Here is a 14,415-nt window from a genome sequence, read left to right as displayed (position 1 = left end):
CACGCCTGCTGTCAACTTTTCAGGAACCGTGCAGCTCATACATCTCAGGGAATGTTAAATACGCGATTTCGTCAGGACCGCGAGAAGAGCTGGCTGCTTACTTCGGTGTGTCTTCAGTCCAGAGGCCTGAGGATCACAGGTGTATGAATCTGGAAACACGCTGGTCAGTGGGGAATCAAGATGTTAATCTTGAAGCTGGATCTGATTTAGGATCCTCGACTCCCCCATTCTGAGATTCAATCTATTCGCATCGGTACAGGACACCGGGAAGCACTGTCGACGATGGTCTTCACGTCATATCTGGCAGACGCGGTTTCTGCGCCGATCGTTTTTCGAACCAGAAAGGATGTCCAATGTCTCGCAATGTTTCAGAACAGTTGCTGGAGATTCTCATTGAAGCCGGTGTGACCCAGGTGTTTGGTGTGATCGGTGATGCCTTGAATGCGTTTGCCCAGGCAATTCACAAGCACGATGAAGTCGAATGGATCGGTGTCCGGCACGAGGGGAATGCAAGCTATGCCGCGTTTGCCCAGGCCGAGTTGAGTGGAAACCTGGCGGTCTGCGCAGGGACCGTGGGGCCTGGTGCGCTGCACTTAATCAACGGCCTGTATAATGCGAAAAGGGAACGCAGTCCCGTGCTGGCGGTGACGGGGCAGGTGCCCGTTGGGCAGATCGGCACCGGATTTCACCAGGAAGTCGATCTGACGAAAATTTACGATGATGTCTGTGATTTTCAGGCCGTGATTCGTTCTCCTGAGGAAGCACCACGCTTGATTCAGCGAGCGATCCGGGAAGCGCTCAGTAACGGTTCGGTGAGCCGGATAGAACTGCCGGCCGATATCGCAGAGATGGCATGTGAGGGGGATGACTTTATCCAGCCGCTGTTCCGTTCCCGGGCAGCGCTTGTTCCCGATGACGCGCAGGTGCAGCAACTGGCAGAACTGATTCGCACGCACCAGGGGAAGCGGATCTCTATTCTGGCGGGGGCAGGTTGTCGACTGGCGCGGGACGAAGTGATTGCACTGGCCGACAAGTTGCAGGCACCGATTACCCACTCGTTACGCGCCTGTGATATCTTCGACCATGACTGCCCGCATGTGGCGGGACTGACTGGGTTGATTGGAAATCCGTCGGGTTATCATGCGGTTATGAATACAGACCTGCTGCTGATGCTGGGGACTGACTTCCCCTATACCGAGTATCTGCCGCACGACTGCACCGTGGTGCAGATCGACAGCAGCCTGCCTCGGATCGGCAATCGCGTGGGGGTGGACCTGGGGATTCATGCAGATGTCAAAGCGGCGCTGCAGCAACTGTTGCCCCTAGTCGAATCGCAGGGGGCTTCTGAATTTCATGATAAAATTACAGGCAGCTTCGATGACTGGCGGCGGGAGATGCGACAGGCTGCGGATCCCTCTCGCGATCATGAACCGCTGCATCCACAGATTTTTGCCCGTTTCATCAATGAACACGCGAGTGACGATGCCATCTTCGTGGTGGATACGGGAACGATTACCGTTTGGGCGTCGCGGTACATCTCGTTTCATTCGGATCGGCGGATGATCGGTTCGTTCAACCATGGTTCAATGGCCGTCGGTCTACCCGCGGCACTGGGAGCCCAGTTACTGTTTCCGCAGCGGGAAGTCTGGGCGCTGGTGGGGGACGGTGCATTCACGATGGCGATGCAGGACTGGTTGACGATTGCGAATCGCGGGTTGCCGATCAAAATGCTGGTGCTGCACAATTCGAGCCTGGATCTGGTCAAGCTGGAGATGGAAGTGGCCGGCATCGTCCCCGAGGAGGATGTGCTCGCAATCGATGTGCCTGATCTGGCCGATTATTCCCGCTGGTGCGGGGCCGAGGGCGTGCGTGTCGAACACGCCGGGGATATTGAAGCGGCGATTCAGAGGGCGAAACAGTCGTCCGGCCCGTTCCTGATCGATGCGGTGGTCACCAATGGCGAACTGTCGATGCCGCCTAAGATTAAGATGGAACAGGCGGTGGGCATGGCAGAGAGCAAAGTCAAGCAGGCCTGGATGGCACTGAGTGGCGATCAGGAACAGTGGAATAACATCAAGGAAGAGCTGGCGGCCTACTTTGACAGCAGCGACGACTGAACGGGGAAGTGACTGATAACGGGTCGCTCTGTTTTCCGAGGAACGCATTTGCTTTCAAATGAGGGGACAGTATACTGACTGATGGCACGCGGGTTGAAAAGCCGGTCCCTCCGGGATCGGGATGTTAACCTGATTGGGAAGACCGACGGTCTTCACTCAAATTTGTTAACCGCTGATCTGACTCGAGGAGCCTCTCATGCGAGTTCGTGCGTCCCTGCTGTGCCTGTGTTTTCTTATGCTTCTGTCCGGTATTCTCTCTGCGGAGGAACCGGCTCACATCGGTTCGCGGCGTGAACTGTTCATTGACGACTGGATGATCGGCAGTCTCGACGGTGCCCGCCAGGAACTGCATCACCCGGTACCCCAGGAAATTGCGATCACCTATGATGCGCCGGCTGAAGGGAACATCAGCTATTATGTCCGCATCCTGAAAGATGGTGACCTGTACCGCATGTATTACCGCGGCGCGCATCACGACTGGAGCAAAGGTAAGGTCACGCACCAGGTGGTCTGCTATGCGGAAAGTGACGATGCGATCCACTGGCGGAAGTCGGACCTGGGACTGTTCGAGTTCAACGGTTCGAAGAAGAACAACATCGTCTGGACGGGAACCGGTGCGCATAATTTCTCGCCGTTCCTGGATACGAATCCCCAATGTAAAACCGATGAAAAGTTTAAGGCCCTGGGGAGCGGGAAGGGGGGCCTGTATGCGTTCGCTTCTGCTGACGGGATTCACTGGCGTCTGCTGACAGACAAGCCGGTGATCACGAAGGGTGCCTTCGATTCACAGAACCTGGCGTTCTGGGATGAGCACCGCCAGGAGTATGTCGATTTTCATCGCGGTTTTACCAACAAGGTGCGGGCGATAATGACGTGCACCTCGGATGATTTTGTGAACTGGACACCGCCGAAGTTCATCGACATCAAAAATTCGCCGCCGCAGCATCTCTATACGAATGCGACGATTGCCTATCCCCGGGCACCGCATCTGTTCCTGGCGTTTCCCAAGCGGTTCGTGCCGAGTCGCAAGGCGGCCTGGCACCCGGATCCGAAAAACAATCACTCCGGCGTGAGTGACGGCGTGTTGATGACGAGCCGGGATGGCATGCACTGGAACCGTTGGGACGAAGCGTTCCTCCGCCCGGGGCAGAACCGGGAACGCTGGTGGCAGCGGAATAACCACATCGCATGGGGCATCACCACGACGCCGAGCCCGCTGCCCGGGCACGTGCCTGAACTGTCGCTGTATGCGATTGAGAATTACTACGTCGGTCCCTGCCGACTGCGACGTTTCACTTTGCGTCAGGACGGTTTTGTGTCGATCAACGCTCCGTTTACCGGCGGCGAGATGACCACGCGGCTGATTACGTTTGACGGTTCCCAGGGAAAAGATAAAACTCCGGTCGAACTGGAACTGAACCTGTCTACCTCAGCTGCCGGCAGCGTGAAATGTGAACTGCTGGACGCAGAGGGGCAGCCGCTCCCTGGGTTCAGTATAAAGGAGAGCGAAGAATTCTACGGCGACGAACTGGACCACGTGATGACCTGGAAAGGGAAGAGCGATTTGAGCCAGTTTGCTGGGAAGCCGATCCGGGTGCGGTTTGTGTTGAAGGATGCAGATTTGTATTCGCTGCGGTTTCGGAATGGGGAGTGAGACGAATTATTCAAAGGACCTGATGTCCTTAAATTATTATTTTCTATTTGTTTGCGGCAACATATTCATGAATTGATTGCAGGAAACTGTCTGTTTCCCGATCCAGGATATTGCCAAACATGACTCCGGTAATGAAGAGGATCCGGCTGGTGTGGTGGTAGACTGACACTGCAGTTCCATTACCAATCGGTTGCAGAATCACCTGCATTATCCGTTTGGTCGCCTTGTCTGTAATTCCGAATCCCCTACCTCGATAACTGGCAATTACGCTGGAACACTCGGGAGATTGAACAATAAAGCCGTTATCCTGCCACCATGATTTCGCTGCTGTATGAACCAATTTTTCCGGCGCTTCAAAATATTCCAAACGGTGGCAGAATGATTTCATATTGCAAGCCTTTCATGGAACTAAAGCATTTCAAAATGCCGGATAAATAGTTGCTTTAATTCTCCCTGAGGTTATCCGGAAACTCAATTTTTTGAATCCAGAAACTTTTGTCCCTTGGTCTGTAACAGTTCTAATATCTCATCTACTGTTTCACTGATGTGTGGTTCAATCGAAAACCATTGATCGCCACCCTCTATTGCGCCCAGCCTCTGACGTTCATTCAAATCATGGACCGTCAGTTTGCCCTCTGCGATTTCCTTACCCCAGGACGTTGTGAAAGGACCTCGGGGAGCTACTGCAAGCTCAATTACGAAACGACCAGTGCCATATTTGTCGAACTGGAAAGTCAGCAGGTGAATTCGTTGTTCACGAATTCGTCTGAAGTGAGGGAAAGAACCTTTGAAGCCCAGATTACGTAACTCGGGAACAAGGTGTTCTTTGAGTTGAGTACGAACTTTTTGCACTGAGGTTGAACCTTTTTGATAAGAATATGAGCTTGGATGAGAGAATGTCGGGACTCGTAAAAGGTTTCGGTTAACTTTCCCGTTCCGAGCTTGCTCAGTTAATTTCTGACAGCACGCTTATAGATCGCCATTGTTCCCGAGTACGCGACGAGTTCCCAGCCGTTGGCTCCCTGTTGGTTTAAGAACTGTTCGAGCGCGGCTTTGATGCGTGCATTCGTGATCTCGCCGGTTGTTTCCAACTCCCCTAATTTCACGCTGGCATCCGCGATTTTGTATTCCCAGGCTGGTGCGGATTTCACAGCCGCTGCCTGTGCGACTGGGGGAGGAGTTTGCGAAATGAGCATCGCAGCGCAGATGATGAGTGCAACTGCTGTGAACAGGATGCGGTGAGATGTCATGGGAATATCTCCTGAAAACAAAGTGAATGCTGATCGTGAGTGAAGGACAAAATACGGAATTTCTTTCTGTCTTACACTAGCATTGTTTTGTATAGTGTCAACCAGGCGCTGAATCCGGTTGGCCTGGCAGGCCGACTCAGGGGAGAGATATCGAAGACATTCTGTGTCGGTAGAACGCATTCTTAATGAGCGTGCCAGGGGGAAACTCGATGGGACTGTTTGATTTTCTGAAACGCGAACCGGAACCGACGCCCGACGATGAAGGGCCCTCGCCGCACTATGTGTTTGCGCATTATGCCTTGCGACAGATTGCGCTGGCGGAACCGCTGCAGTTGCTGGCGATCGCAGCTTCGCCCGATGCCGATTCCTTTATGGAGGCTTTACTGAAGGATGTGGTCGAGCAGTGTGGACGTGAGGCGGGGTTTGACGCTGCGGAAATCAAATTGCATCCGCTCCGCTTGAATGACTATCCCTGCGTGGTGATTGAGATGCCGGAACCTCAGGAAGCCGCGGAAGCGTACATGATGGCCGTGCTGGTGACCATCGATCTGGCTGCGGACCCGCCCCCCGATCCGGATCAGGTGACGGCCCATTATTATACACTGGAAAAAAGCGTCTCCCTGCCTGACGGTCCCCGGACCGTGCTGGCGGGATGGGACAAACAGCGTCATATGAACTTTGGTGAAGGTCCCGAACCTACGGTGGAAGCCTTTGTCGCAGCACTCAGCGAGCGGGACTGAGGTGATCCAGTTTCAGGCGGAGCAGGAGATCTTTTTGTCTTCTGCAATCAATCGCAGGAGAAAGCTCCGGTCAATCTTAATGCTTATTGAAGTGTCAGCAGTGCCTGTTGCAGTTCGCTGATTGTCTGAAAGCGGTTTTGAGGCGTTGGGGAGAGACAGCGTTTGACGATTCGGGCTACGGGGGTCTGTTGCTGCTTCACTCCGGTCAGTTTGAACGGGGATACGGGTAGCGTGCCGGTGATCAGAGTCCAGAGCAACACACCCAGGCTGAATATGTCGGTTGTGGGTGCGGGCAGACTCTGGCGATTGAGGATTTCCGGGGCGAGATATCCTGCGGTTCCGCCGATGCTGTTGACTGGTGTGGCGCTGCCTGCAATCAGATAGGCGAAGCCGAAATCCGTTACTCGAATGTTGCCCCGTTGATCACGCAGGATGTTCGCCGGTTTGAGGTCACAATGAATGATGTCCTGGTCGTGTGCATAACCGATGGCGTCTGCGACGTGAAGAATGATGCTGACCGCTTCTGGGGTGGTAAAAGGGCCGGTTTCCAGTTGCGACTGCAAATCGACGCCGTCAATAAAGTCCATCACCATGAAGTAGCCCCCGTGGGGGAATCGTCCCAGGCCTTCGACGCGTACGAGATGCGGGTGCTGTAACTTCGTGAGAACCTGTGCCTCTTTGACGAACTGCGAGACGGCACGCCTGTCGGACTGGCGTTTTTTATGCAGTGCCTTGATGGCGACTTTCTGTTGTGTGCCTTTCACTCTGGCGCGAAATACCTTGCCCATGCCACCTGAACCGAGTAACTGTTCGAGCACGTAATTCTCATAGCGCAAGGGGGCAGCGTATTCCTCTGCGGGGGGCTGAGAGTCAGCCTCGGGCGTGTTGTGATGCAACAAGCGTTGTTCCAGCTTATTGCGGGCATTTGCCAGCAGACGCCGGACGGTTCTCTCTGATTTCCCGATGGTGCTGCTGATCTCTGCATTCTCCTGCCCCTGGAGGCTGGCCGTGAGGACGAGTCGTTCTTCCGGAGGCAGGTCCTGGATGAACAGGCTTAAGTCTTCAATGATCGCGACGACCTCTGATGGCGAAGGTTCGGGAACGGTTGCAGTCGCGAGAATGGCGTCTGGAGGTGCTTCACGATCAATACTTCTCTTTCCCGCCGTGTGCTTTTCAATCTGACCGTAGAGCTTATTCAGTGTGATGCCTGCCAGCAGACGCCAGAGGTCCCCCGTCTTTTGCAACTGGTACTCTCCGACCCGGGCATGCACGAAAAAACTGCGATAAGCGGACTGCATGACATCCTCGGGATCGATTCGACGACGGAGCCTGGCCCCGATACGGCTCCGCGCCAGGGCGATGAGACGTGCGACGTAACGGTCAAACAGGACCGTCGCTGCTTCGTTCTCGCCTGCCTGATACATCTCCAGCAGTTGTTGTGAATTCAATTTCGACACTCTGGAATACGCCTTCACTCTGTTCAGATTCGTTGCAGGGGGACATGGGAAAAAATTTTGAAATTCTGGCAGATTCTTTGACCAATCTTACCGGTAAATCGGATGCACCCCCAGAGGAGAGACTCCTGACTGTATCTCTAAGTTCGAAATTTTATTTTGAAAGGAACTGAAATGGCGTTCGTTGTGACCGCTCCCTGTGTGGGATGCAAAGACACAAGCTGCGTTCTCGTTTGCCCCTGCGACTGCTTTCACGAGGGGGAGCAGATGCTCTACATCGATCCGGAAGAGTGCATTGACTGCTACGCGTGCCAGGCGGAATGCCCCGTGGATGCGATCTTTTTTGAAGATGATGTCCCGGAGCAGTGGCAGAGTTTTATTCAGCTCAATGCCGAGATGGTAACTCAGACTCCTGCGATCACAGAGAAAAAAACGCCTTTAAAGTGAAGGGGGTCTGAAAGTTTACAGCGACGTTATTGATATCAGACAGGGGGCCTCTAATTGGTCTCATCCATCAGACGAACCTGTGAGGTCGTCCCTGTTTATAGAAAGGAAAATGAAGTCTGAGGCGATAGGTTTTTTGTCAACTGGTTTACTGTTGCTCTCGCGAGGCGAAAGGACATCTGTGGAGAAAATTAAACCCGCATTGATTTTTTTCTGATTTTTTTGCGTACTCCCTGACTTTCAGCGCATGTAAATTAGTATGGGAACACAAATGACTGAAGAATCAAGCGAAATCAATGACCTGTTGCAACGGGCATCCGAGGGGGATGACGCCGCTGTGGATCAACTCTTTTCACAGCATCGCGAGCGTCTCAAGCGGATGGTGCGCCTGCGGATGAGTCCGCGGTTGCAGGGACGCATTGACGAATCCGATGTACTCCAGGAATCCTATCTTTATATTTTTAATAAACTTACGGACTACATGGATAACCCGGCTGTGCCCTTTTATCTCTGGTTGAGGCATATGACGGGCTTGAAACTGACTGAAATTCACCGTCGTCATCTGGGCACTCAACTGCGGGACGCCGACCGTGAGGTTTCCATCTATCGAGGAGCTTTACCCGAAGCGAACTCGATGTCACTGGCAGCACATCTGCTGGGGCAGCTGACGTCTCCATCGGAGGCGGCGATCAAAGCGGAAATGCGGATCAAACTTCAGGAAGCCCTGAATGGCATGGATCCGGTCGACCGCGAGATTATTGCCTTGAGACACTTTGAACAGTTGAGTGGGAACGAAGCAGCGTCTGTACTGGGGCTCAGTAAAACGGGAGCCAGCAGCCGTTACGTTCGAGCCATCACCCGACTGAAATCAATTCTATCGCAGTTTCCAGAGTTCTCTGATTAACTTCGAGGGGCATGTTTCGCCCCGGTTCTAAATCCAATCTAGGGGAGAGTGATCATGCAGAAGCTTGAAAAGTCCGCGCTGATTTTGTGTCTGTACATTGTTCAGACTGGTCTGGTGTTCGCAGCCGAGCAGGGGATCGACGAGAAAGTCTACCAGCAGACTAATGGCAACTGGCAGCTCATCAAGTTCGTGGATGACGGTGTTGCTGCCCCGGCAGAGGATCTGAAGAATATTCAAATGGAGCTGAAAAATGGTACCTGGACGGCTCGCAAAGGCGATATAATCATCGGTCAGGGAACATATAAAGTGTTGTCCCTGAAAGACGGTTATCGAATCGTCAGCTCCAAAGTTACGCTGGGGAAAAACGAAGGTAAAACGGGCCAGCATATCTCTAAAAGTGAGGGCGACCTACTCACGATTTGCCATCCACCAGAGGGGCAGGCCGCTCCAACTGAGTTCACTTCAAACAAAGGTTCCGGCAACCAGTTACGAGTCTGGAAACGGATCCGGAATTAATCATACGGTTATTGAGAGATGTGGGGCAGTCAGCATCTTCCCGCATCGCATTCCTGTCTGAGATTTCAGGGCCGTCAATTCAGGCGGTACCTGAGATCGGTTTGAAAGCGAGAATTCTCCATGCGCGACGTGAATTCTAATTCTCAAGTGATTGCCGAACTGGCCGAGGAATTTGTGGAACGCTATCGGCGGGGCGAACGTCCGCCGGTGAGCGAGTACACGGCAAAGCACCCGGAGCTAGCCGAGGAGATCCAGGAATTTATTTCGGCGCTGGTGATGGTGGAAAATCTGGCACCACTTGACGAAGGATCCGCTGACACACCGGCGGCCGGCAGCCCTGCGAAGCCAAAGCAGCTGGGAGATTATCGCATCATCCGCGAAGCGGGGCGGGGCGGGATGGGCGTCGTTTACGAGGCCGAGCAGATTTCGCTGGGGCGACACGTGGCACTCAAAGTGCTGCCGCAACAGGTGCTCCTGGATGCCAGTCAGAAACGTCGGTTTGTCCGAGAGGCGAAAGCGGCGGCGAAACTGCACCACACCAACATTGTGCCTGTGTTTGGAGTAGGAGAAGAAGACGGTCTGCAGTATTACGTGATGCAGTTCATCCAGGGGTTAGGCCTGGACGAAGTGCTCGAAGAAATCAAACGACTGCAGAACGATGCGTCACTGAGCGACTCTGTGCCAGTCATCGAATTGGGGCAACCGACTGGGGAAGCGGTCTCGGCTTCCAGGATGGCTCGTTCCCTGATGCTCAATGGTTTGAGCCCGACGATTATTGCCAATGACTCAGTCGATGATGAGGAGGGGGCGTTTGCAGCGACGGAGCAGTTCTCTGATGCAGCGTCCCAGACGTCATTGGATGAAACGGTTCCGAACCAACCATGTGATGCGACCGGGCGGTCTGGTTCCCTGTCGCTGCCGGGCCAGTCTTCCGAGGCAGGCTCACGACTGCAGCAGAAGCAGCTGAACTACTGGCAAAGCGTCGCGAGTATCGGAGTGCAGGTCGCGTCTGCGCTGGCTTATGCCCACGATCAGGGAGTCCAGCATCGGGACATCAAGCCCAGTAATCTATTGTTGGATTTGCGGGGCACGGTCTGGATCACCGACTTTGGTCTGGCTAAAACCGACGATCAGCAGAACATCACGCATACGGGAGATATTTTAGGGACGTTGCGGTACATGCCACCGGAAGCGTTCGAGGGGCGATCCGATCATCGAGGGGACCTGTATTCGCTGGGATTGACGTTGTATGAAATGCTGGCGATGCGGCCGGCCTTCGATGACACCGATCGGCATCAACTGATCAAGCGGGTCAGCAGCGAAGCGCCGCCGCGACTGGAAAAACTCAATCCCGAAATTCCACGGGACCTGGTAACGATTGTGCATAAAGCCATCGACCGAGATCCGACGCACCGCTACCAGACGGCGCAGGAACTGGCAGATGACCTGGAACGGTTCATTGAAGATGAGCCGATCAAAGCCCGTCGTATTTCCCCCATCGAGCGATTTGCCCGCTGGAGTCGTCGGAATAAAACCTTATCGTCCCTGACCGTTGCCATTGCCCTGCTGTTGATGACGCTGGTGGTGGTCACTTCTGCCTTCGCCGGACATCTGAAACAAAAAGTAGATGATGAAGTTGTCGCGCGGAAGAAAGAACAGAAAGTTCGCGAGCAGGCGGTTGCTGCGGAAGCGGTTGCGGTAGCAGCCGAAAAAGAGGCTAACAAAAAACGCGAACTGGCCGAGGAATTACGAAAACAGGCAGAAGAAGCGAAAGAAAAACTTCGCTACCGGGAATACGTTTCCGGGATGAATTACGCACACTCTCTGTGGGACGCTGGCAAGATTAATCAGTTGAAATCGTTGCTGGCCAGCTATATCCCTGATCCTGAATCCACAGAGAAAGACTTGCGGCGATTCGAATGGTATTACTGGTGGCGCGCGGTTCATCTGGCGAAAGCGAACCTGGGAACCGGCGGGATTTCCGGTCGAATCTGCCTGATTCCTGAAAAGAATCTCCTGATGGTTCCCCACTACGGTAACAGGGTCTCGATTGTCGATACCGAGCAACGTAAAGCGATTAAATCGTTTGGCGCACCCTTTGACTGGGGGCTCAAACCCTGGGTCTCCCAGGATGGGAACGAAGTTCTGTACCTGGAGAAAGCAGAGAAGCAAGGCGAACGCAAGCTGGTGCGTTACCACACCGATACCTGGGAACCGATTCCCCAGTCCGCGTTTACCGTTCCTGGCAGACACGGGACCTTTGCTGTTTCTCCGAATGGGAAGTACATCGCCGTTTCTGAATTCCTTGCTGAAAAGGATAGTGTGCAGTATCCGGATCGGGTTCGAATCTATTCTCGTGATGGGGAATTGATCACGGAACTGCCGCCCCATGTAGAGAGCCAGAACGATGATGTGAATATGCTGTGTTTTTCGCCCGACGGAAATACGCTCGTGGTTGGTTACGACAAGGGACTGGCACGGGCGCGGGGTTTTCTGGACGACCCGACAAAACTCGACTGGAAACTGGTCCAGGGGCCGACCGAATGGGAAACGCTCTGGTTTTTACGCAAAGCCGTGGATGGCATGGCCTATTCTCCTGATGGCAGGCTGCTGGCAACTTGCGGCTACGATGGTCTGCGGCTGTGGGATGCGGAGACATTTGAACCGATCAAACCGATCCACTACGTGAATATGCCGGCATTAAGGTCGATTGCTTTTTCCCCTTCCGGAAAGCGCATGGCGGCTTGTGGTGTACGCGATCATAATGTGTATGTCTGGAGTATTGATTCTGATGAGAACGACCAGTATTTTGGCCAGCATCCTCCCATCGTGATTCACGGTCATGACAAGACCGTGATTGATATTGCCTTCACTTCAGAAGATGAGTTGTGGACAGCCGGGGCCGAGGGGGCCACGCGGGCCTGGGATTTGAAACGCTGCCAGCCATTTAATACGAAACGTGTCGCCTCAGATTCTGACCAGACCGGGCTCTTCTTTCATCCTGGTCGTCCCGGTTTGATTTTCTGCTGGGAATTACGTGAAAAGACGAATGCTGCTGGCGAGAAAACCTTTTCAGCCGGCAATGCCAGGTTGATGTCTCTGGACAACCTCAAAGTGAGTCTGCCCTGGTCTCCCAAAGGTAAAGAGAGAGACAAACCCAGGGCGGCACGGACGGTCAACGGACAGTGGATGGTGACCTGGAATCCTGACGACAAGAAACTGCAGGTGCAGAATCTGCTCACCGATGAAATCGTTGGTGAATGGGACGTCGATTACATTCGGTCAAAGAAGATGGATATCTCGCTGGATGGCAAGACCGTAGCCTGGGCACAGCCTGCGGAAAATCTGGGTGATGGAAACTGGACTTCTTCGAAGCTGACCATTTTATCCGTCGCACCCGGCAGCCAGCCAGAGACGTTTCAGTACTGGACGGACAGAGGTCAGATTGGCTGGCTGAAGTTGTCCCCGGATGGTACGCGGCTGGCGATCAAAGGCCGGGAGGAAACTGATCTTCTTGATCTGACCCGGTCCCGACCAATGAAAATTCGCAGGCTGAGAAATATTGGCCCGGATCTGTGCGGCGCATTTTCGCATGACGGTAGTCTATTGGCTGTAGGCAGCTGGAATCATGTGATTCGGATTCATGATGGTCAGACGGGGGAGGTCATTCGCAACCTGAATGGACATTCCGGAGGAGTGACCTGCCTGGCTTTTGCCGCTGATGGCAAGGCCCTGGTGACCGGGAGCAGCGACAGTACGATCCGGTTGTGGGATCCAGCTTCGGGAGAACTGCGGACGACATTGAAAGAGCACTATGATTCGGTAGAGTCAGTCGCCATCTCAGAGGATGGCAGGATGATCGCCACTCATGGCAAAGATCACATGGTGCGTTTATGGCAGGGTGCCCGCGGGGCTGATGAAATTCTGACCGACAACTGGGTGGGTGAGTATTACAACACCAAGGGAACCCAGAAACTCAGGAGTGTGCTCTACCGTGAATCGCTGCAGGATTTTCAACGGGCTGTCAGGTTCCTGCCGAAAAAATCATCAGCGCGTCACGCAGCGCTGTTTCGTCTGGCCGCACTCCAGTTTCATTTTGGGAACTTTGATGAATACCGCGCGATTTGTAGAGAAATGACAGCTGAGTATGCCGAGTCGGATGATATGCAGATTATGGAACGTACTGTCAAAATCTGTCTGTTTTCCGATCTTAAGCAATCACCTGAAACACTGGCTGTTGTATCGCGCTTTTCGAAAATGATTTCAGAGAATATGGCCCGGAAAGAGAGCCAGAACAAGGGGGGGGGCTTTTTTGCCAAGTGGAACTACATGGCGCAGGGGATAGCCGAACTTCGTCAGGGAGACTACTCTGCCGCGATGAAATCGTTTCACAAAAGCAATAATCTGATCAAACAGAATGAAGCAAATAAAGTCGTCTACGGTTTAATGGCGAATAACTTCTTTTACCTGGCTATCGCGGCTCATCATGCAGGTCAAACAAAGGATGCTGCCGATTACTACGCCAAAGCCATCATCAAAGGCCGCATCGATGACAGCATTCGCGAGTCTATGATAGAGAACCTGATCATCCTGAATCAGGTGCAGCGGGAAGTGGAGCAGTTGCTGCCGGATAATACCCGCTATCTGAGTTTCATCGAAAGGGCGGGCGAGTTCATGAATTCAGGCAATTATGCTCGTGCCCATGAGGATTTAATGGCTGCCTGGAACAATCTTCCTGAAGGAAGCGACAGCCGAAACAAAGCCGGTTACCAGGTTGCGATCCTGATGGTGCAACTCGGGTTCACAGACGATTACCCCTCTTTTTGCCAGGAACTGATCAAAGACACGGAAAACGCGACCAATCCGTTTCTTCTGGAGCGAACAATCAAAGCCTGCGCGTTCGCGGATGTTGAGTTGTCGGAAGAAATGACTGCAATCATGCAGCGGCATATCAAGTATCTGGCAGATCACAAACAGCAACTTTCTGAGACTTTCCCGCTGTTCCAAAACAGTCCACATGTTCCGCTCAACTGTGGAATCGCAGAATATCGCATGGGTCGTTATGCTCAGGCGGACGAATTCTTGAAAGAAAGTCAAAAAGTCGGCAGTCGGACTGCATATGAGATTTATAAAAAATGGGTGATTGCGACCAGTCTGTACTACAGGGCTCTGGTTGCTAAAAAGGACGGACGTGATGCGGAAGCCAGAATTCTGTTCAAGCGGGCGACATTTATGAGAAAATCGATACCTGCAAATGGTGGTCGCTACACTGGATCGGACTGGATCGTACTGCTGGAGGCCCAACGCGAAGCTGAAAAACTGATCGATTGAAATCT

The 14,415-nt window shown here is 53.3% G+C and carries 11 protein-coding genes; 7 read left to right on the top strand and 4 right to left on the bottom strand.

Translation table 11 applies throughout. From position 1 onward, the window contains the following. Positions 1–353 precede the first annotated feature (353 nt). Together F1728_RS05770 and F1728_RS05765 are read left to right on the top strand one after the other, a co-directional pair. Positions 354–2,117, top strand: coding sequence for a thiamine pyrophosphate-dependent enzyme (locus F1728_RS05770; protein WP_155363306.1), 1,764 nt, complete (start codon positions 354–356; stop codon positions 2,115–2,117). Positions 2,118–2,313: 196 nt separating this feature from the next. Continuing rightward, positions 2,314–3,771 carry a glycoside hydrolase family protein gene (locus tag F1728_RS05765; RefSeq protein WP_228030522.1) on the top strand — a complete coding sequence of 486 codons (1,458 nt, stop codon included), beginning with the start codon at positions 2,314–2,316 and terminating at the stop codon, positions 3,769–3,771. A gap of 43 nt (positions 3,772–3,814) precedes the next feature. Here the strand turns inward: F1728_RS05765 and F1728_RS05760 are convergent, their stop codons facing one another. From F1728_RS05760 to F1728_RS05750, 3 genes are all read right to left on the bottom strand, one after another. Next, complete coding sequence (locus F1728_RS05760; protein WP_155363305.1) at positions 3,815–4,159, bottom strand: hypothetical protein; 345 nt, start codon at positions 4,157–4,159, stop codon at positions 3,815–3,817. Positions 4,160–4,242: 83 nt separating this feature from the next. Next, positions 4,243–4,623 carry a DUF4304 domain-containing protein gene (locus F1728_RS05755; RefSeq protein WP_155363304.1) on the bottom strand — a complete coding sequence of 127 codons (381 nt, stop codon included), beginning with the start codon at positions 4,621–4,623 and terminating at the stop codon, positions 4,243–4,245. A 98-nt stretch (positions 4,624–4,721) separates the two neighbouring features. Then, positions 4,722–5,021 (bottom strand): DUF4177 domain-containing protein, encoded by a 300-nt coding sequence (locus F1728_RS05750; RefSeq protein ID WP_155363303.1) that lies wholly within the window; start codon positions 5,019–5,021, stop codon positions 4,722–4,724. Between the two features lie 209 nt (positions 5,022–5,230). Between F1728_RS05750 and F1728_RS05745 the strand changes: the two genes are divergently transcribed. Next, on the top strand, positions 5,231–5,761 hold the full coding sequence (locus F1728_RS05745; protein WP_155363302.1) for a hypothetical protein: 531 nt from the start codon (positions 5,231–5,233) through the stop codon (positions 5,759–5,761). Positions 5,762–5,844: 83 nt separating this feature from the next. On the opposite strand, the gene F1728_RS05740 is transcribed toward F1728_RS05745, so the two are convergent. Continuing rightward, the gene (locus F1728_RS05740; RefSeq protein ID WP_155363301.1) at positions 5,845–7,218 is read right to left on the bottom strand and encodes a sigma-70 family RNA polymerase sigma factor; all 1,374 of its coding nucleotides are present in this window, start codon (positions 7,216–7,218) and stop codon (positions 5,845–5,847) included. A gap of 171 nt (positions 7,219–7,389) precedes the next feature. Between F1728_RS05740 and F1728_RS05735 the strand changes: the two genes are divergently transcribed. The 4 genes from F1728_RS05735 (at position 7,390) to F1728_RS05720 (ending at position 14,410) form a co-directional block, all read left to right on the top strand. Continuing rightward, positions 7,390–7,662 carry a ferredoxin family protein gene (locus tag F1728_RS05735; RefSeq protein WP_155363300.1) on the top strand — a complete coding sequence of 91 codons (273 nt, stop codon included), beginning with the start codon at positions 7,390–7,392 and terminating at the stop codon, positions 7,660–7,662. A gap of 268 nt (positions 7,663–7,930) precedes the next feature. Next, on the top strand, positions 7,931–8,563 hold the full coding sequence (locus tag F1728_RS05730; RefSeq protein ID WP_155363299.1) for a sigma-70 family RNA polymerase sigma factor: 633 nt from the start codon (positions 7,931–7,933) through the stop codon (positions 8,561–8,563). Positions 8,564–8,617: 54 nt separating this feature from the next. Then, positions 8,618–9,079, top strand: coding sequence for a hypothetical protein (locus F1728_RS05725; protein WP_155363298.1), 462 nt, complete (start codon positions 8,618–8,620; stop codon positions 9,077–9,079). 120 nt (positions 9,080–9,199) lie between these two features. After that, positions 9,200–14,410, top strand: coding sequence for a WD40 repeat domain-containing serine/threonine-protein kinase (locus tag F1728_RS05720; protein WP_155363297.1), 5,211 nt, complete (start codon positions 9,200–9,202; stop codon positions 14,408–14,410). Positions 14,411–14,415: the final 5 nt, after the last annotated feature.

This window comes from Gimesia benthica (genome assembly GCF_009720525.1).
Taxonomy (GTDB): Bacteria; Planctomycetota; Planctomycetia; order Planctomycetales; family Planctomycetaceae; genus Gimesia; species Gimesia benthica.
The sequence above is the reverse complement of the archived record's forward strand: the minus strand, read 5'-3'. Positions and strand labels throughout refer to the sequence as shown.